We start from the raw sequence: 19,043 nt of genomic DNA on the forward strand, positions 1-19,043 counted from the left end.
TCGTTGCACGCCGGTGCACCGACTGTGGCCTCACCGTGCACCGAAGAGGCCCCCGGACCACCGAGGGGCAGCGGTGCGCTGACAGGTACCGGGCCGATGTGCCGATGCCGCGAGGAGGCCGGCCCCGGCGGTCCGTCCTGGTGGGCACCACCTTCCCGGCGGGGCGGCCGAAGCCGGTGAGCGCGTTCCGCAATGGCGCGAGTCGCCGCGCTTGCGCAAGGGGCCGAGCGCCTTCTCGACGCGTCCGGCGACCGCGAGCCCCTTACGGCGACTGCGGCCGCGGAGGGCGAAGGCCACGCCGTGGACAGCCGTCCGAGTGCACGCAGAGAACAGTTAGAGTGCACGGAGGGACACATGTGCGCCGGTAATAGCCTTGCCGTAACCACTTCGTGATCTCCGTGCCGACGGCGCGAGTCATCCCGTGTGCCCTGGTGGGACGCGGTATCGAGCCGTGCGAGGCCACCCGCCGGCAGGGAAAGCCGGCTTCGGCAGGCGAGTGCGGACGGAACGGGTCGAACATGGCAGGAGCAGGCGGTCCGCTGTCGCGTCGCGGTCTGCGCGGCCGGGAGGCCGAGCTCGCGGAACTCGAGGCGCTGATCGCCTCCGTGGCCCGCACCGGAAGCGGCGCGCTGGCCCTCGTCCGGGGCGAACCGGGCATCGGCAAGACCACGCTGCTCGCCGAAGCCGTCTCCCACGCCAGGGCGGCGGGCTTCTCCGTCGGCGTCGGCAAGGCCGATGAGCTGCATCACATCGTGCCGTTGTCGTCGCTGGCGGCCTGCGTCCTGGACGGCGATCAGCCCCTGTTGTCCGGCGACGCCTTCGCCGATCTCGCCCGCAACCACGATCAGCGGATCTGGTTGGTGGAGCGCCTGGCGGAGGCGATCGAAGCCAGAGCGGGCAGCGTGCCGGTACTGATCAGCCTGGACGACGTGCAATGGGCCGATCCGCTGAGCCGCTTCGCCCTGCAGCGGCTGCCCGCCCGCTTGCGGACCTCGCCGGTGCTGTGGATGCTGACCGCCCGACGTGAGCCGACGGGCCCCGCGGACGAGATCGCCGCGGCCGCGGCCGGCGAGCTCCCGACGGTCACCGTGTCCTTGGGCCCCCTGTCCGGCGCGGCCATCGCCCAACTGGCCGGCGACGCACTCGGGGCAGCGGCCGACGAGCGGGTACGGGACTTGCTCGACGGAGCGGGCGGAAACCCGTTTCTGGCCGTCGAGATGCTCGCGGGCCTGCGCGCCGCCGAGACCCCTGACCACCTCGTACCCCCAGGGCTTGTGGTGGGCGTGCGCGGCAGACTCAGGTCCCTGAAGCCCGACACCCTGCGTTTCCTTCAGATGGGCGCGGTACTGGGCCGCAGTTTCGCCTTCCACGACGCCGCCGCGCTCTGCGGCCGGCCGACCACCTCCCTGATAGCGGAGCTCGAGGAAGCCGTGCGCGCCGGGCTTCTGGACGACGACGGGGAGCACCTCGTCTTCCGCCACGATCTGCTGCGCCAGGCGGTCTACGCCGACATCCTGCCCTCGGCCCGTAAAGCCCTGCACCGAGAGGCTGCCCGCAGCCTCGTCACCGCGGGGCGCCGGCCGGTCGACGCGGTGCCGCACATCCTGAGGGGGGCCCTGCCCGGCGACGAAGACGCCGTGGCGCTGCTCCAGCGCGCGGCTGACGACGTACTGCCGGTCACGCCGGACCTCGCGGCCGACCTGATGACGCGCGCGCTGGCCCTGGTGCCCTCGGCGCGGCCGCTGAGGTTCGCGGTGGGGGAGCAGGCGATCCTCTGCCTGGCCCGGGCCGGCCGGAACCGGGAGGCGGTGTCGACGGGCGACGGGCTGCTGGCCGAACGGCCACCGCCGGAGACGTTCAGCCGCCTGCAGGCCGCCCTCGGCGGGGCGCTGTGGAACATGGACCTCGCCGGCGAACTGCGCCGCCGGGCCGAGGCCGCCCTCGCGATGGGAGGCGCCGCCCCGGAGGTCGCGGCGAGGCTGGCCGCCCTGCGCACCATGGCCTTGTCCCGGGGCCACGACCTGCCCGCGGCACGTGAGGCCGGCGAGACCGCGCTGCGCGCCGCCACCGCGACCGGCGACCGGGAGGCACACATCCTGGCCCTGGCCGGGCTCGGTGAGATCGCGCAGAACGCGGGGGAGAGCGCGGTCGCGCTGGAGCGCTTCGCCGCGCTGAGCGTCATCGACTCCGCCTTCCTTCCCGAAGAGATCGTCGCGCACCTGCACGTGGACGACTTCGAGTCCGGCGAACGGCTGCTCCTCCAAGCGAGGGAAGCAGGGGCGACGCGTCAGGCGGTGATGCTGTGGGCGCGGGGCCAGCACGATCTGGGGCTCGGACGGCTGGATGACGCCGACGCCGGCTTCCTGACCATGGAACGCCTGGAGGACGAGGTGCGGGTACCCGTCCAGCAGGTGAACGGCCGCGTGATCCGCTCCCGGATCGCCCTCCTGCGCGGCGACCGGGAAGCGGCGCGCGAGCATCTGATCGCGGCGCGGGAGAGACTGGCGGCCAGGCCGAACCCGGGCAACACAGCCGCGGTGCGCTTCCTGGAAGCGGTCCACGCCGAGGCGGACGGGGACGTCCGCCTCGCTGTCGAGAAGATCCGGGACGTGCAGCAGGAGGGATCCTTCATGCGCTGGCGGCTTCTGCGTGACTGGGTCGACGCGGGCATACGCATGGCGCTGAGCGGCGCCGACCGGGAGCTCGCCGAGGACCTCGCCGCTCAGGCCGAAGCCCACGCCGGACGCAACCCCGCCGTGCCGACGGCCACGGGCATCGCCGCGCAGGCCGCCGGGCTCGTGCGGAACGACATCGCCATGCTCGAACACTCCGTGGAACTGCTCGGCGCGAGCCCCCGCCCGCTGGTCCGGGCAGCCGCGTCCGCGGATCTCGGACACGCGCTCCTGGCGGCGGGCCGGAGGGCTCAGGCAGCGGACGCGCTGACGCACGCCCGTGACACGTTCGCCGCGTCCGGCGCCACCGCGGCGGCGGCACGCGTCCAGCGCGCCGCGAAGGGAGCGGGGGCCGACAGCCGCGGGGCGGCGGCCGTCCAGCGCCCCGTGCAGGGATGGGAGGCTCTCACGGCCTCGGAGAAGAAGATCGCGCGCCTCGTGGCCCAGGGCCACACCAACCGGTCGGCCGCCGACCTGCTCGTCGTCTCGCCGCACACGGTCAACACCCACCTGACGTCCGCCTTCCGCAAGCTGTCGGTCAACTCCCGGGTGCAGCTCGCCAACCTGGTCATGGCCCTGCCCGACAGCTGAGGGCATCCGCTGGTACGTTCGCGCGATGCCCGGCGCCGCCTCGTGCGCTTGGCTGGGTGCTCCACACCCAGGCGGAGGTCACCGGCATGCGCAGTTCCAGCTCCCCACGTCCGGTCATCGTGCTGGTGCACGGGGCGTTCACGGACGCCTCGTCGTGGACGGAGGTCATCAGCCGCCTGCACGCCGGCGGACTGACCGTGCGCGCCGCGGCCAACCCGCTGCGCGGTCTGGCGCAGGACGCCGCCTACCTCAGGAGCGTGGTGACGGACATCGACGCGCCGGTCGTCCTGGTCGGCCACGACTACGGTGGCGCGGTCCTCACCCAGGCCGCCGCCGGCGCCGACAACGTCGTGGCCCTGTGTTACGTGGCGGCGTTCGGCCTCGACGCGGGCGAGTGCGTCCTGGACATCGTGAACCGCTTCGCCCCCGCGCCGGTGACCCACGCGACCATCGCCGCCACCCTGCCCGCTCGGGGCCCCGGCGGCCCGGACAGCGAGCTGTACATCCGTAAGGAACTGTTCCCGCTGGTGTACGCCGCCGACCTGCCCTCCGGCGTCAAGGAGGTGCTGTCCGTGGCGCAACGCCCGATCGCCCGCACCGCGCTGACCGACCGGGCGGGCCCGCCCGCATGGGCCTCCACGCCGTCCTGGTACGCGATCGCGACCGCCGACCGGATACTCAGCCCCACCGCCCAGCGCTTCATGGCCCAGCGCATGGCGGCCACCGAGCACGTGCTGGACGGTTCGCACGCCGTGGTGCTGTCCCAGCCCGACGCCGTGGTGAGGATGATCCGGGAAGCCGCCGGGCAGGCGCGCTGACCACAGCGGGGGCGCCGCGTCGCGCATGCCCCCCGGCAGGGCCCGGGCGAGGGCGTTTAGGATGCGTTCGAACGAAAGAGGCCCCCGGTTCGGGGCTGCCCTGGCGGCCCCGGAAGTCCGCCCCCCTCGCGATACGGGCCGCGGCCACGGACAGCGACTCGACGAAGGCACTCGCATGATCTCACCGGCTGGACGGCCGGCGCGGCGCATCGCCGCCCGCCTGACCGGAGCCATGGCGCTGCTGATGGCCGCCACCGGGTGCGTCGACGGAAGCGGCAGCGGGGCGGTGACGGGCAAGGTCACCTCGCTCACCGTGCTCGACTACTACACCCAGAGATCCGAGCACGCCCAGTGGGACCAGGTGCTCGACGCGTGCGGCAAGACCGCCGGCGTCCGGATCGAGCACACGAGCGTTCCGCCGGCCTCCCTCATCCCCAGGGTCCTGCGGCAGGCCTCGGCGCGGACCCTTCCCGACCTGCTGATGCTGGACAACGCCGACCTGCAGCGGATCGCGCAGACCGGCGCGTTGACCCCGCTGAGCCGGTACGGCATCGACACCGGCGGCTTCGCCGAGGGCATCCTGTCGGCGGGGACGTACGAGGGAGAGGTGTACGGGCTCGCTCCCTACGTCAGTACGGTCGCCCTCTTCTACAACAAGGACATGCTCGCCGAGGCCGGTGTCGCCGTGCCGAGGACCTGGGACGAACTGAAGGAGGCGGCAGCGGGGCTGACCCGCCACGGGCGCTACGGCATGGCGGTCGACGCGAACGCCACCTTCGAGAGCAGCTGGCAGTTCCTGCCCTTCCTGTGGTCCAACGGCGGGAACGAGAAGCGGCTGGACACTCCGCAGGCCGCACAGGCACTCCAGCTGTGGGTGGACCTGGTGAGGAACGGATCCATGTCGAAGTCGGTGCTGAACTGGACGCAGGCGGACGTCCACGACCAGTTCGCCGCCGGCCGGACGGCCATGATGATCAACGGACCCTGGCGGATCGCCGCCCTGGACAAGGACAAGGACCTGCACTGGGGAGTGGCCCCCATCCCTGTTCCCCGGCTGGGACAGAGCCCGGTCACGCCCCTCGGCGGCGAAGTGTGGACGCTCCCCCGAAGCCGGTCCGAGGACCGGCAGAGGAAGGCCGCTGACGTCCTCGCCTGCCTCAACACCCCCTCGAACACGCTCACCCTGGCCAAGCAGCACTTCACCGTGCCCTCCCGCACCGCGGTCGCCGCCCGCTACGCGGAACAGGACCCGTCGATGGCCGTCTTCGTCAAGAGTGTGCGAGGCGCGCGCGTGCGTACCGGCGAACTCGGGGTCAGATGGCCCAAGGCGGCAACCGGGATCTACACGGCGATCCAGTCCGCACTGACGGGGGAGCGGACTCCGGAGGAAGCCCTGGAGCACGCGCAGCAGATCGCTGCCGCTGACTGACCGGGCCCTCGTCCGAGCCCTCGCCGGCGTCCCGCTGCTCGTTGCCCCTCCAGGGCGTGTCACCGGCCCGGCCGACAGGTGAGACGCACTCGACCCCCGATCTAGCGGGTTCACGCGATGTGCCGCCCCCGGACCGACTGGCACGGTGCTACAGAAGGCACACACCAGTCGAAAGGCGAAGATCATGGCGCCGGATGTCCCGGACGGAAGCGCCCTCGGCAGCTTCCACACCACCGATGCGCTGCCGGTCCCCCACCGACGGGCCTACTGGCGCGAGGCCCTCTCCCGGACCTTCGGTACCGTGGACATGACCGTCCCCGACGAGGTGTACTCCGGCACGATCCGTGCGACGCCGCTCGGCCGGCTCCGGGCGGTCACCGTGGACGGCGATCACCTGTCCGCCGTGCGCACGCGCCGGCACCTCGCGCAGGACGCCCCGGACGGCGACTACGTGGTGGTCAAACTGCTGGACAAGGGAACCGCCCGCCTGAGGCAGGACGGCCGTGAAGCGGTCATCGAGGCCGGAGACAACTTCCTCTACGACATGGCGCGCCCCCTCCACCTGGAATTCCCCGGACCCTTCCGGACCAAGTCCCTCGCCGTCCCGAGGGAGGTACTGGGCCTGAGCGAGGCCGACATGGCGCACGTGACCGCGCGCCCGCTCGGTGCCGACACGCCTCTCGGGGGCCTGCTCTCCCCCTTCCTCTCCGGGCTCGTGGACGGAGCCGGAACCTACCCACCGCGCACCAGCGAGCTGATGGCCCGTAACGTCGTGGATCTGCTCGGTGCGGTGGCCGACGAAGTACTCGGCCGGGACACCGAGGACACGCCCGCCGGGAACCGGGCGCTGCTGCTGCGCATCCAGGCGTTCATCGACCGCCATCTCGCGGATCCCGACCTGACCCCGCAGGCCATCGCCCAAGCCCATCACATATCCCTGCGGTACCTGCACAAACTGTTCGAGCGCGAGGACGCCACGGTCGGCCGGTGGATCCAGCGCCGCCGCCTGGAGGAGTGCCGACGCGATCTGGCACTCCACGGACACGTCACGATCGCCGCGGTGGCACACCGATGGGGTTTCGTCAGGGCCGCGCACTTCAGCCGGGTGTTCCGGGCCGCCTACGGAATGGCCCCCCGTGAGTGGCGCGACACGCAGGACCCTGCTCCGCAGGTCCCGTCGTCCGCACGGCTCGTCGATGCCTGAGACCGGGGGCCGGCCCCTACGCCGGCCCCTTTCCGTACGGTGCGCGGGAGGGGCACCTGGGGCGTCCGCGGGCTCTGCGCCGCGGCCCTGCTAGCGGGGCTTGGGTACGGTGAACTCGTTGCCGTCGGGGTCGAGCAACAGCAGGCCACCCTCACCCGCGCCGGTGTCCGGGCGGGTCGCGCCGAGCGAGATCAGTCGGTCGACCTCCGCGGCCCAGTCGGTGTCGGCGGGGACCGCCAGCTCGAACCGCAGTCTGTTCGGGCCCGCCTTCGGGGCCACCGGAGGACCGCCCCAGGTGATCTTCGTGCCGCCGTCCGGTGACTGGATCGCGGTCTCCTGGTCCTGGTCCCAGACCAGCGGCCACCCGAGCGCCTCGCTCCAGAAGTAGCCGACCTCCTGCGTCCCGTCGCAGGCCAGCGCTCCGATGAAGCCGGTACCGGCGAGGAACGTGTTGCCCGCCTCGATGACGCAGAACTCGTTGCCGTCCGGATCGGCGAGCACCACGTGTCCATCCTCGGGGCGCTGGCCCACGTCGATGTGGGTTGCGCCGAGCCCCACCGCTTGGGCCACCGTCTGCTTCTGGTCGTCCGGCGAGGTGCTCGTCAGGTCGAAGTGGGCCCGGTTCTGCACGGTCTTCGGCTCCTGGCCCGGTATGAAGCGGAGGCGGAACCCGGAGGCGTCAGGGGGCAGGAGCGTGACCTCGTCGCCGGGGCCGGCGGCCGGCTCCCAGCCCAGGACCGCGGACCAGAACCGCGCCAGGCCCGACGGCCGGGTCGCACGGAAACATATCGCGAACAGTTGACTGGTCATGCCCCGTGGATCCCCGCTTCGCCGATTTCCCACACGGCGCCTGGCGCGCGCCGTGAGCGCAGCCTAGGGGCGACCGCGCGGTCCCCGCACCGGAGTTTCGGCCGCGGGGCGCCGGCACGGCGGTACGCCGCCGCGACGGTGCTCGCGCAACGACGAGGGGGCGACCAGGGCCGCGCCGTGGCGGTTCGGCCCCGCGGCTCCCAGGCGGTGGCGTACCCCCGGCGGGACTCGGCATCCGGACCGGGACCGGCGGGTTCCCGGCGGAGCGCGCCCGTGTGGTCTCGCCCACAGGTGGCGGTGCGCCGCTTGAACGCCCCGTTCGCCCGCCGCCCGCCCCGCGCCGGGCTCCGAGGGGAGGCGGCGGCCGTCGGCGCCGTCCGGCCGTCCCCGGCGCAGTGACGCAGATCTCTACCCTGGGGCCCAGGCGGGCTGGCACTGTGGTCGGGTCCCCGCGAAGTGCCGGGGGTCCTGGCCGGGCTCGCGGCGCAGGCCCGCAGCACCCCCGAGCGACACCGACTGCCGGCCGACCGAACGGGATGCCATGACCACGACTGCCGCCATCACCACCACCTCTGCCCGCCGCCGCGCGCGGACCGGCGGACCCGAGGACGGCTCCAAGCTGCTGGAGAACGTCCTGGGCTGGACGCTCGTCGTCGTCATCGCCATGCTCGTCACGCAGCTCGGCCTCATGTGACCCGCCTCCACCCCCGGACGTGACAGGAGGCGGGGCAGCCGCCCCGGCCCCCCGCCCCCTTCACACCTGGTGACGACGTCAGCCGGTCGCCTTGATCAGTTCGCGCCGGTGGTGTCACCGGGTGATCGCGATGGCGGACACCCCAGGTGGGGAACGATCCGATCACCTTGCTGCCGACCGCTGCGGGGGCGGCCGGGGCCGCGCAGACGGGCCCGGCGCCGGTGACGTCCAGCGCGGCGCCACAGGCGGCAGCGGCGAGAGCCCGGCGGCGGGCTCCCGGGCGATGCGGTCCGGTCGTGGCTGCTCCTCGCGGGGGAGCGGGCGAGCCCCTGGGGAACCGCTTCCGCCGAACGAGCGAACGTGGCAGGCGCGCGGAGACTCGGTCGGCCGGAAATCGCAGATGGACTAGACCAGTTGGCCGATGGCGCGGGTCAATTCCGGTGATCATCCCCGCTCTCCCTCGCCCGTTTCCGGACGTGTTCTGTCAACCGGTGACGGATGCCGTCCGATCGGGCATACTCAACCCGCCACAGCCGCCGGCCTGCGCCTCTCGTAATCCGGGAGGGCAACATCGGCTGCACAGCAGTGTTTTCCGGGCATCGTCCGGAGATCCCTCCGGCGGCGCCGCTCACACCCCGCGCGCGCGACCGTCGCAACGCCCGACAGGGAGGAGAGCGCCGTCATGTCCGACCGTGCCCCGCAATCGGTGGAACGCCGTCTGCCCAGCGAGGAGTCCAGGCAACTCCTCGTGCTCGTCCGCGACATCGCCCAGCGGGAGATCGCGCCGCGGGCCGCCGAGGAGGAGGACGCGGGCCGGTTCCCGCGCGAAGTCTTCACCCTGCTCTCCGAGTCCGGCCTGCTGGGTCTGCCCTACGACTCCGCCCACGGCGGCGGCGACCAGCCGTACGAGGTCTACCTCCAGGTACTCGAAGAGCTCGCCGCCGCCCGGCTCACCGTCGGTCTCGGCGTGAGCGTCCACTCCCTCGCCTGCCACGCGGTCGCCGGCTACGGGACCAAGGACCAGCAGTCCGAACACCTGCCGGCGATGCTCACGGGCGGCCTGCTGGGCGCCTACTGCCTCTCGGAGCCCGCCTCCGGCTCCGATGCCGCCTCGCTGCGCACCAAGGCCGTACGCGACGGCGAGGACTGGGTCGTCACCGGCACCAAGGCGTGGATCACCCACGGCGGCGTCGCCGACTTCTACACCGTCCTGGCCCGTACCGGCGTCGAGGGCCCCCGCGGCATCACCGCCTTCCTCGTCCCCGGCGACGCCGCGGGCCTGGGCGCCGCCCTCCCCGAGAAGAAGATGGGGATGAAGGGCTCGCCCACCGCCCAGCTGCACTTCGACGGTGTGCGGGTCCCCGACGCGAGCCGGATCGGCGAGGAGGGGCAGGGCTTCGCGATCGCCTTGTCCGCGCTGGACTCCGGACGGCTGGGCATCGCCGCCTGCGCCATCGGCGTGGCCCAGGCGGCGATGAACGAGGCCGTCGCCTACGCCACCGGACGCAAGCAGTTCGGCCGCCCCATCGCGGACTTCCAGGGTCTGCGGTTCATGCTCGCCGACATGGCGACCCAGATCGAGGCCGGCCGCGCGCTCTACCTGGAGGCCGCCAGGCTGCGCGACGCGGGGAGCCCCTTCTCGCGGCAGGCGGCGATGGCCAAGCTCTTCTGCACGGACGCCGCGATGCGGGTCACCATCGATGCCGTCCAGGTGCTCGGCGGATACGGCTACACGCTGGACTTCCCCGTCGAGAGGCTGATGCGCGAGGCGAAGGTGCTGCAGATCGTCGAGGGGACCAACCAGATCCAGCGGATGGTCATCGCCCGCCACCTCGCAGGTCCTGAGACGCGCTGACCCGCGGCGGCCGGTCCGACCACACGGGCGTCGTCATGATCCGGTTCCACTCCTGGTCATGACGGCCCGGCAGGGCCCTGCCGGTGCTCTCCCAGTGCCGGAGCAGTGCCTGGTAGAGGGGCGGATCGGCCGAGTGGGGCGCCGCCGAGCGCGGGGCCGGACGGGGCGGCTCGGACGGTTCCGGCGAGGTGCGGGACTGCGGAACCGATTCTTCGGAGGCCGGAGCGGCGAGACGGCGGCGACCGGGGCCGGCTGTGGATTGCAGCAGGGTCATGCCAGGGAAACGGCACAGGGCCGGGCCGGGTCACTGCCCGGCCGATTCGAGCGCCTGTTCGCGAGGTCCTCTGGGTGGGCGGCGCACGGCCGGTGCGGCCGGGCGCGCCGCCCAGCCGGTCCGGCCGCCGTGGTGGTGCGGGCGGTCCGCCCCGGGCGCGTCACCGCCCCCGGGGCGAAAGGCTCAGGCCGCGTCGTGACGCAGCTGGTGCGGCACCCGGAGCGGGCGCGAGCCGGCGCCGCCGGCGTGGGAGAACGGCTGGGTCCTCCAGTCGAGCCCCTGGGGGAGCGTCAGCAGCAGGGCCGTCTCCTGCTCCTGGGCGTCCGCCGTGTCGTCGGCGGGACGGGCGTGCGACGCGGCGCGGCCGGTACCGGCGCACACCGTCAGGACGAACGGGTTCCACGGGCTGGGGCACAGCGCGTGCTCCGGCAGCACGTCCTCGTCCGCCAGGAGCGCGATGGGCCGGGCGCAGTCCGGGCAGACGACCCGGTACATCTCGAACGTGTCGTACGCGTCGGGAGCGGTGTCCTCGAAAGGATCAACGGGCTCCGGTTCGGTACGTCCGGTGAGCTTCAGGCTCTGCATGGAAATTCCCCCCTCGGGTGGGCCGACAAGGCGCCGCGGCCTCGACCACAGCAAGCACTTCCCGTCGCGCCTGCGCGGTAACCGTGAGCGGCTCGGCTACCGCCGCGTAAACCTGTGGCATTCGTCACATGCCCCCCGCAGGTGCCCTCCACGAGCCGTCCACGGCTGTGCCTGGAGGGCGTGGGGCCATAGATTGATCCATATGGAGGAGCTGGACCGTCACATCGTGGAGTTGCTCGTCAAGGACGGGCGGATGAGCTACACCGACCTGGGCAAGGCCACCGGCCTGTCCACCTCGGCGGTGCACCAGCGCGTCCGCAGGCTGGAGCAGCGCGGGGTGATCCGGGGCTATGCCGCCGTCGTCGACCCCGAGGCCGTCGGTCTGCCGCTGACCGCCTTCATCTCGGTGAAGCCCTTCGACCCGAGCGCCCCGGACGACATCGCGGAGCGGCTCGCCGGCGTCCCGGAGCTGGAGGCCTGTCACAGCGTGGCGGGTGACGAGAACTACATCCTCAAGGTGCGGGTCGCGACCCCGCTGGAGCTGGAGCACCTGCTCACCCGGATCCGTTCGCTCGCCGGTGTCTCCACCCGCACCACCGTCGTCCTCTCCACGCCCTACGAGGCCCGCCCGCCGCAGATCTGAGGGGGTCGCGCGCCGCGCGGCCCACCGCAGGCGGGAGACTGGTCCTCATGACCGAGAGCACCGCCCCCCAGAGCGAACACCGCACCGTGCTGCTGCGCGGTGGCGACGTCCACAGCCCCGCCGATCCCTTCGCGACCGCCATGGTGGTCGAACGGGGCCATGTCGCCTGGGTGGGTTCCGAAGGGGCCGCCGACGCCTTCGCGAGCGGCGTCGACGAAGTGATCGACCTCGACGGGGCCCTGGTCACCCCCGCTTTCACCGACGCGCACGTCCACACCACATCGACCGGTCTGGCCCTCACCGGCCTCGACCTCTCGGGGGCCCGTACCCTCGGCGAGGCCCTCGCCCTGGTGCGCGCGTACGTGGCGGCGCACCCCGCCGACCGGGTGATCCTGGGGCACGGCTGGGACGCCACGCGCTGGCCGGAGCAGCGCCCGCCCACCCGCGGCGAGCTCGATGACGCGGCGGGCGGACGACCCCTCTACCTGCCGCGGATCGACGTGCATTCGGCGGTCGTCACGACCGCGCTGCTCGATCTCGTCCCCCCGATCGCCTCGATGGCCGGCTACCGGCCGGACGGGCCGCTGACGGGCGCCGCCCACCACGCGGTGCGCGCGGCCGCCCACGGCGCCGTCACACCGCGCCAGCGCGCCGACGCCCAGCGCGCGGCGCTCGCCCACGCGGCGTCCCTCGGGATCGGCACGGTCCACGAGTGCGGTGGCCCCGACATCTCCGACGAGGAGGACTTCACCTCGCTGCTGAAGCTGGCGGCCGGGCAGCCGGGGCCGCGGGTCTTCGGCTACTGGGCCGAACAGGTAGGCGGCGAGAAGGACGCCCGGCGCGTCCGGGAACTCGGTGCCGTGGGCGCGGCGGGGGACCTCTTCGTCGACGGGTCGTTCGGCTCGCACACCGCCTGCCTCCACGAGCCCTACGACGACGCGCCGGTCTCGGGCGCCGCCCATCTGGACGCCGCGCAGATCGCCTCCCATGTCGCGGCCTGTACCGAGGCCGGGCTCCAGGCGGGCTTCCACGCCATCGGCGACGCGGCGCTGTCCTCGGTCGTCGACGGCGTGAGGGCAGCGGCCGAGAAGGTCGGCCTCGGCCGGGTGCGGGCCGCCAGGCACCGCGTCGAGCACGCGGAGATGCTCACGCCCGAGACGGTGGCGGCCTTCGCCGAACTCGGACTCACCGCCTCGGTCCAGCCCGCCTTCGACGCCGCCTGGGGCGGTGAGGAGGGCATGTACGCCCGCCGGCTGGGCGCCGGGCGGGCGAGGACCCTCAACCCGTACGCGGCGCTCCTGCGGGCCGGTGTGCCCCTCGCGTTCGGCTCCGACAGCCCGGTGACCCCGCTGGACCCGTGGGGGACCGTGCGGGCCGCCGCGTTCCACCGGACGCCCGAGCACCGGATCTCGGTCCGGGCCGGCTTCACCGCCCACACGCGCGGCGGCTGGCGGGCCGTCGGCCGCGACGACGCGGGCACCCTGGTGCCCGGCGCCCCGGCCGACTACGCGGTCTGGCGCACCGAGGAACTGGTGGTCCAGGCTCCGGACGACCGGGTGGCCCGCTGGTCGACGGATCCCCGGTCGGGGACGCCCGGGCTGCCCGACCTGAGCCCCGGCGGCGCACTCCCGGTCTGCCTGCGCACCGTCGTCTTCGGACAAACTGTCTACGTACGGCCGAACGAGTGACGTGCGGACATTTCGTACCGCCGATCGAAGTCGCCCCCGTTCTGCCATCACCTGGGGATCCTCGGGACTGACCAGGCAAGTTCGTTCATCGATGCAGGTCAGGCGGCTATTGACAGAAAGCGCCCACCGGCCGGTAGGTTCGGCCGGGTCCACCACAGGACGTCCGACCGGTTGAACCTCCACGCAGTCGTCGAACGCCGCTGGGTCATGGGGTGGTGTGCCGCACCGGCGCACCACTCCTGACAGCCAGGTTCAGCGCCCGCGCCTCGGGGGCGAGGGAAGGTTCCAGCCGGCGGAGGGTGTGACCCGGGTGGGGCCCGGACGTTCAGTAGACAACGGCTCTAGGTCGACCCGCAGCCGGCGGGTCCCAGGTCGGCCCGAAGGGCGCCGGGCCCCGATCCGCAGTTCTGTCCGTACTTCCGCTCTTCTGTCCGCCGCCGCCTCCCACGCCGCCCGACCGGGTCGGTCCGGGTACGTGCCGCGCTCGATATGGTGTGCATCTGCGTACGGACTTAAGGGGCAGTAAGTGAACGACGGCGGTCAGAGGCGATACGGCCCGCTCGGCAGAGCATTGGTGATCATTCCGACCTACAACGAGGCCGAGAACATCAAGCCGATCGTCAGCCGGGTGCGCGCCGCCGTGCCGGAGGCTGACATCCTGGTCGCCGACGACAACAGCCCGGACGGCACCGGCAAGCTCGCCGACGAACTCGCCGCGGCCGACGACCAGGTCCATGTGCTGCACCGCAAGGGCAAGGAAGGACTCGGCGCGGCCTACCTCGCCGGCTTCCGCTGGGGCATCGACCACGACTACGGCGTCGTCGTCGAGATGGACGCCGACGGCTCCCACCAGCCCGAGGAACTGCCCCGCCTGCTCACCGCCCTCAAGGGCGCGGACCTGGTGCTCGGATCGCGCTGGGTCCCGGGCGGCCGGGTGGTCAACTGGCCCAAGTCGCGCGAGATCATCTCCCGCGGTGGCAGCACCTACTCCCGGCTGCTGCTCGGACTGCAGACGCGGGACGTCACCGGCGGCTACCGGGCCTTTCGCACCGAGACGCTGCAGGGCATCGGCCTGGACGAGGTCGCCTCGCAGGGCTACTGCTTCCAGGTCGACCTGGCCCGCCGTGCGATCGAGGCCGGCTTCCATGTCGTCGAGGTCCCCATCACCTTCGTGGACCGGGAGATCGGCGACTCCAAGATGAGCCGCGACATCCTGGTCGAGGCGCTGTGGCGAGTGACGGCGTGGGGCGTCACCACGCGGACGAACCGGGTACTCGGGCGCCGGACGCCCTGATCCCGGGCGGGACCGCCCTGCGGACCCTCTTACGGCGTCCGGACGCCGCTCCAGGCACACTGGGGGCATGACGACCGGCACACCGCCTCCGACCGCCCGTAAGCGCTCGCGCGCCCGGACCTTCGTACCTCTCGCCATCGCCGCCTGGGCGGTGCTGGAGATCTGGCTGCTCACCGTGGTGGCGGACGTGGCGGGCGGGTTCACCGTGCTGCTGCTCCTGGCCGCGGGGGTCGTCCTCGGGGCCGTCGTGATGAAGCGGGCCGGCCGCCGCGCCTTCCGCAATCTCACCGAGACGCTCCAGCAGATGCCGGGACAGCCGGGGGCCGGCGGCTCGTCGCCCGCCCCCGCCAGTACCCGGGGCAACGGCTTCCTGATGCTCGCCGGGCTCCTGATCATGATCCCGGGGGTGATCTCGGACGTGGCCGGACTGCTGCTTCTGGTGCCGCCGGTCCGGTCGGCGCTCAGCACGTACGCGGAACGTTCACTGGAACGGCGGATGAAGGCCGCGGGCCCCGGCAGCTTCTCGGACGCCTTCCAGCAGGCCCGTATCCACCGCCCGGACGGAAAGGTCGTCCAGGGTGAGGTCATCCGCGAGGAGCCCGCCCGCCCGGAGGACAACCCCCGTCCGCCGCTGACGCCGTAACGCCACCGGCCCCGGCCACTGCGCCGAGCCGGTCTCGGCCGCCCGGGAGGACCGGCCCGGGCCCCGTCGGGCCGCCCCGGCCGCGTAGAGCCGACTTCCTCGGCCTCTCAAGACGGCCACAGCCGACCTCCTCGGCGTCTCAAGACGGCCACCGGCCCGGTCGAGCCCGTCCTCCGGCGATCGAGGACGTCTTGGCGGCGGCCCGGACGAGGCAGAGCGCCACCGTGAGCCGGCCCGGCCCCCGCGCCCCGCCGCCCCGCAGGCCCCCGTATACACAGAGCCGCGGGCCGCGACACACAAGGTGTCGCGGCCCGCGGCTCTGTCTCGATGCGGTGCTACGCGGTCAGGCAGACTTCCTGCTGTCCCGCGGATGCACGGCAATGTTCATGGCGCCGGAGCGCAGAACCGCCAGCCTCTCGGCCAGCACCTCTTCCAGCTCCTCGCGTGTGCGCCGCTCCATGAGCATGTCCCAGTGCGTGCGCGCAGGCTTGCCCTTCTTCTCCTCGGGGCCATCCCCGTCCACCAGGAGTGCCTGGGCGCCACACGCCTTGCACTCCCACTCCGGCGGAATTTCCGCCTCTACCGAGAAGGGCATCTCAAATCGATGTCCGTTCTGGCATGCGTACTCCACCGCCTGGCGCGGGGCCAGATCGATGCCGCGGTCCGTCTCGTAGCTGGTAACCACGAGTCGCGTGCCGCGGAGAGCTCGCTCACTCATGAATCGTGCCTCCCGGGCTTGTCGCCCACAGGACAGGTGTCGCTGTCGTCGTCATCCGGTCAACGTCCGGTCGGCGGCAAAGATTCCCGTCGCCGGTCATGCGTCGCCCGTCGTGCCGCTGCTTTTCAGGTTTGCGAGTGTTCAAGTACCCGCCAATGCCCGGTTTGTCACATCTGACGGAAGCTGTCACCCAACGGTTTGGATTCTTCCACTCGCAGTAACGGTCCTCCGGGCAGGCCAAAGGCGTACACTACCGGCCTTTCACTTCAACGTCTAAATCCGTTCCGGAACGAGATTCCCGGCCGCCGCCACCGCCTGCCGTACCGGCACCCTCGCGAGCAGCACGGAACCGACCACGAAGAAGACCACCAGCGAGATGATCGCATCCCGATAACTGCCGGTCAGCTGATACGCGAGCCCGAACACCAGGGGCCCCAGCCAGCTCAGTCCCCGGTCGCTCATCTCGTACGCGGAGAAGTACTCGGCCTCCTTGCCGCGCGGCACCAGATGCGAGAACAGGGACCGGGACAGCGCCTGGCTGCCGCCGAGGACGAGGCCGATCGCCGCGGCCAGCGCGTAGAAGTAGACCGGTGAGCCGGCGGGCAGGAAGTAGCCGGCGACGAGGATCAGCGTCCAGACCACGAGCGACCCGAGGATCGTGTGCTTCGCCCCGTACACCCGGGCCGTCCGCCCCATCCCGAGCGCCCCGGCGACCGCCAGCACCTGGACCAGCAGCACCGCCGTGATCAGCGTCGTCTGGTCGAGGCCCAGTTCCTCGGAGCCGTACACGGACGCCTGGGAGATGACGGTCTGCACCCCGTCGTTGTAGACGAGGTAGGCCAGCAGGAAGGAAAGGGTGAGCGGGTGGCGGCGCATGTCGCGCAGGGTCGCCCTCAGCTGCCGCCATCCGGAACCGACCGCCTCGCCCCCGCGCGCCCCCGTGGTCCGGTCGCGCAGCCGCCGCAGCGGGATGACGGTGAAGGCGCCCCACCAGAGGCCGGCCGTGGCGAGGCAGATCCGCACGGCGTCCGGCTCGGAGAGGCCGAAGGAGTCGTGGCCGGTGTAGAGGACCAGATCGAGGACGAGGACCAGGGCCCCCGACGTGTAACCGAAGGCCCAGCCCCGGGAGGAGACCGCGTCGCGTTCGTCGGGCCCCGCGATCTGCGGCAGATAGGCGTTGTAGAGCACCATCGACACCGATATCGAGGCGTTCGCCACGATGAGCAGGAGGACGCCGAGCAGATAGCGGTGGCCGTCCAGGAAGAACATCGCGGCCGTCGCGGTCGCGCCCGTGTAGGCCGCCGCCGCGAGAAGGGGCTTCTTGCGGCCCGAGCGGTCCGCCGCCGCGCCCACGACCGGCATCAGGATCACCGCGACGACGAGGGAGGCCGAGACCGCGTACGCGAACAGCGACCCGGCCCGGACCGGCACGCCGAGCGGGTGGACGTAGCCCTCGGCGTCGGCCGCGGCCTTGGCGACGGACGTCAGGTACGGCCCGAGGAACACCGTGAGGACACTCGTCGAGTAGACGGAGCAGGCGAAGTCGTAGAAGTACCAGCCGCGCTGCTCCCGGCGTCGGTCGCCGGGGCTGTCCGCCCAGGCCGTGCCGTCCGCCGGTCCGGCGGTGTTCGCGGTCTCGGCGCTCATCGCGCACCCCTCGTCTCTCCCCGTGGAGACGTCACCGGGCCGGCGTCAGGCCCAGGCCCCCCGCTCGCTCAGCACCGTGCGCAGCGTCTCGATGTGATCGGTCATGATGCCATCCACCCCGAGGTCCAGGAGCGCGGCCATCCGATCCGGCTCGTTCACCGTCCAGACGTGCACCTGGAGTCCCCGCGCGTGCGCCTCCCGCACGAAGCGCCGGTCGACGACCCGGACGCCGCCCTGGCTCTCCGGGACCTGGGCGCAGACGGCGCCCGAACGCAGGGCCGCCGGGACGCCGTACGAGCGCAGCCGCAGCGCCAGGACCCCGCGGACGCCGTAGGAGGTGGCGAGCCGCGGGCCCGCCAGCCGGTGCGCCCGGGCCACCCGCGCCTCGGAGAACGATCCGACGCACACCCGGTCCCAGGCGTCCGCCCGGCGGATCAGCCGCACGAGGGGTGCGAGCGCCTGACCCGCCTTGATGTCCACGTTCCAGCGGGCTTCGGGGAACTCCTCCAGGAGCTCCTCGAACAAGGGCAGCGGCTCGCGCCCCGCGACCCGGGCCCGTCGTATCTCGCTCCACGGCAACTGCGCTATCCGGCCCCGGGCGTCGGTGACCCGGTCCAGGGTGGAGTCGTGGAAGGCGACCAGCCGGCCGTCGGCCGAGGCGTGGACATCGGTCTCGAAGTAGCGGTACCCGGCGTCGGCGGCGCGGCGGAACGCGGCCGCCGTGTTCTCGATCCCGTCCGCCGCGCCGCCCCGGTGGGCGAACGCGAGAGGGACGGGGTGGTCCAGATAGGGGTGGCGTACGGAAGTCACCGCGGCAGTATGGCCTGCTCGGACGTCCCGGCGGCGACCGCGGTGCCCCCGTTGTCCTTGACCGCGAAGAAGCGCAGGAAGAACTGGGCGAGCGGGCCGATGGCGAGGGCGTACACGACCGTGCCCACGCCGAGGGAGCCGCCGAGCAGGAATCCGGTGAGCACGACCCCGATCTCTATCGCCGTGCGGACGAGCCGGATCGACCGGCCGGTCCGCCGGTGCAGACCGGTCATCAGCCCGTCCCGTGGTCCGGGGCCGAACCGGGCGGCGATGTAGAGCCCCGTCGCCACGCCGTTGAGGACGATCGCGGCCCCCATCACCCCGGCCTGAGCGGCGAGCCCGCGCACCTCGGGGACGAGGGCGAGCGTGCCGTCCATCGCGAGACCGACGGCGAAGACGTTCGAGACGGTGCCCAGTCCGGGCCGCTGCCGGAGCGGGATCCAGAGCAGCAGCACGATCGCCCCGATGATGATGGAGACGACCCCGATGCTGATGCCGGTGCGCTCGGCGAGCCCCTGGTGCAGCACACCCCAGGGCTCCAGGCCGAGCCCGGCGACGACCAGCAGCGCCGAACTCGCCCCGTACAGCGCCAGGCCCGCGTAGAGCTGGATCAGCCGTCGGGGGAGGTGAGCTCCGCGCGCTGCGGCGGTGATGGACAAGGCGTGCCC

At 72.6% G+C, this 19,043-nt stretch carries 16 protein-coding genes; 10 read left to right on the top strand and 6 right to left on the bottom strand.

The features are described 5' to 3' along the window. Positions 1 to 518 precede the first annotated feature (518 nt). From ABZ454_RS34590 to ABZ454_RS34605, 4 genes are all read left to right on the top strand, one after another. Positions 519 to 3,263 (top strand): AAA family ATPase, encoded by a 2,745-nt coding sequence (locus ABZ454_RS34590; RefSeq protein WP_359543503.1) that lies wholly within the window; start codon positions 519 to 521, stop codon positions 3,261 to 3,263. A gap of 56 nt (positions 3,264 to 3,319) precedes the next feature. Beyond that, positions 3,320 to 4,081, top strand: coding sequence for an alpha/beta hydrolase (locus tag ABZ454_RS34595; RefSeq protein ID WP_359543504.1), 762 nt, complete (start codon positions 3,320 to 3,322; stop codon positions 4,079 to 4,081). 175 nt (positions 4,082 to 4,256) lie between these two features. Beyond that, positions 4,257 to 5,510 (top strand): extracellular solute-binding protein, encoded by a 1,254-nt coding sequence (locus ABZ454_RS34600; RefSeq protein WP_359543505.1) that lies wholly within the window; start codon positions 4,257 to 4,259, stop codon positions 5,508 to 5,510. Positions 5,511 to 5,694: 184 nt separating this feature from the next. Continuing rightward, entirely contained in the window at positions 5,695 to 6,714 is a 1,020-nt protein-coding gene (locus ABZ454_RS34605) for a helix-turn-helix domain-containing protein (RefSeq protein WP_356318835.1), read from the top strand. A gap of 90 nt (positions 6,715 to 6,804) precedes the next feature. Here ABZ454_RS34605 and ABZ454_RS34610 read toward each other — a convergent pair whose 3' ends face one another. Continuing rightward, the gene (locus ABZ454_RS34610; RefSeq protein WP_359543506.1) at positions 6,805 to 7,524 is read right to left on the bottom strand and encodes a VOC family protein; all 720 of its coding nucleotides are present in this window, start codon (positions 7,522 to 7,524) and stop codon (positions 6,805 to 6,807) included. A 541-nt stretch (positions 7,525 to 8,065) separates the two neighbouring features. Between ABZ454_RS34610 and ABZ454_RS34615 the strand changes: the two genes are divergently transcribed. Beyond that, on the top strand, positions 8,066 to 8,218 hold the full coding sequence (locus tag ABZ454_RS34615; protein ID WP_356318837.1) for an SCO1431 family membrane protein: 153 nt from the start codon (positions 8,066 to 8,068) through the stop codon (positions 8,216 to 8,218). A gap of 682 nt (positions 8,219 to 8,900) precedes the next feature. Further along, on the top strand, positions 8,901 to 10,073 hold the full coding sequence (locus ABZ454_RS34620) for an acyl-CoA dehydrogenase family protein (RefSeq protein ID WP_359543507.1): 1,173 nt from the start codon (positions 8,901 to 8,903) through the stop codon (positions 10,071 to 10,073). Positions 10,074 to 10,530: 457 nt separating this feature from the next. Here ABZ454_RS34620 and ABZ454_RS34625 read toward each other — a convergent pair whose 3' ends face one another. Beyond that, entirely contained in the window at positions 10,531 to 10,932 is a 402-nt protein-coding gene (locus tag ABZ454_RS34625; protein WP_356318839.1) for a hypothetical protein, read from the bottom strand. 202 nt (positions 10,933 to 11,134) lie between these two features. On the opposite strand from ABZ454_RS34625, the gene ABZ454_RS34630 reads away from it, so the two are divergent. The 4 genes from ABZ454_RS34630 (at position 11,135) to fxsA (ending at position 15,200) form a co-directional block, all read left to right on the top strand. Then, positions 11,135 to 11,575 (top strand): Lrp/AsnC family transcriptional regulator, encoded by a 441-nt coding sequence (locus ABZ454_RS34630; protein WP_136327380.1) that lies wholly within the window; start codon positions 11,135 to 11,137, stop codon positions 11,573 to 11,575. A gap of 47 nt (positions 11,576 to 11,622) precedes the next feature. Beyond that, positions 11,623 to 13,263 carry an amidohydrolase gene (locus ABZ454_RS34635; RefSeq protein ID WP_359543508.1) on the top strand — a complete coding sequence of 547 codons (1,641 nt, stop codon included), beginning with the start codon at positions 11,623 to 11,625 and terminating at the stop codon, positions 13,261 to 13,263. Positions 13,264 to 13,789: 526 nt separating this feature from the next. Continuing rightward, positions 13,790 to 14,557 carry a polyprenol monophosphomannose synthase gene (locus tag ABZ454_RS34640; protein ID WP_356318841.1) on the top strand — a complete coding sequence of 256 codons (768 nt, stop codon included), beginning with the start codon at positions 13,790 to 13,792 and terminating at the stop codon, positions 14,555 to 14,557. A 67-nt stretch (positions 14,558 to 14,624) separates the two neighbouring features. Next, positions 14,625 to 15,200, top strand: a complete 576-nt coding sequence (gene fxsA / locus ABZ454_RS34645) for an FxsA family membrane protein (protein ID WP_356318842.1) — start codon at positions 14,625 to 14,627, stop codon at positions 15,198 to 15,200. A 343-nt stretch (positions 15,201 to 15,543) separates the two neighbouring features. On the opposite strand, the gene ABZ454_RS34650 is transcribed toward fxsA, so the two are convergent. The 4 genes from ABZ454_RS34650 to ABZ454_RS34665 form a co-directional block, all read right to left on the bottom strand. Next, on the bottom strand, positions 15,544 to 15,918 hold the full coding sequence (locus ABZ454_RS34650) for an RNA polymerase-binding protein RbpA (protein WP_003959706.1): 375 nt from the start codon (positions 15,916 to 15,918) through the stop codon (positions 15,544 to 15,546). Positions 15,919 to 16,191: 273 nt separating this feature from the next. Next, on the bottom strand, positions 16,192 to 17,565 hold the full coding sequence (locus ABZ454_RS34655) for an MFS transporter (protein WP_359543509.1): 1,374 nt from the start codon (positions 17,563 to 17,565) through the stop codon (positions 16,192 to 16,194). A 45-nt stretch (positions 17,566 to 17,610) separates the two neighbouring features. Further along, positions 17,611 to 18,375 carry a glycerophosphodiester phosphodiesterase family protein gene (locus tag ABZ454_RS34660; RefSeq protein ID WP_356325421.1) on the bottom strand — a complete coding sequence of 255 codons (765 nt, stop codon included), beginning with the start codon at positions 18,373 to 18,375 and terminating at the stop codon, positions 17,611 to 17,613. Further along, positions 18,372 to 19,034 carry a hypothetical protein gene (locus ABZ454_RS34665; RefSeq protein ID WP_359543510.1) on the bottom strand — a complete coding sequence of 221 codons (663 nt, stop codon included), beginning with the start codon at positions 19,032 to 19,034 and terminating at the stop codon, positions 18,372 to 18,374. The genes ABZ454_RS34660 and ABZ454_RS34665 overlap by 4 nt, the downstream gene beginning before the upstream one ends. Positions 19,035 to 19,043: the final 9 nt, after the last annotated feature.

The sequence above is a fragment of the Streptomyces sp. NPDC005803 genome, assembly GCF_040630435.1.
Classification (GTDB): Bacteria; Actinomycetota; Actinomycetes; order Streptomycetales; family Streptomycetaceae; genus Streptomyces.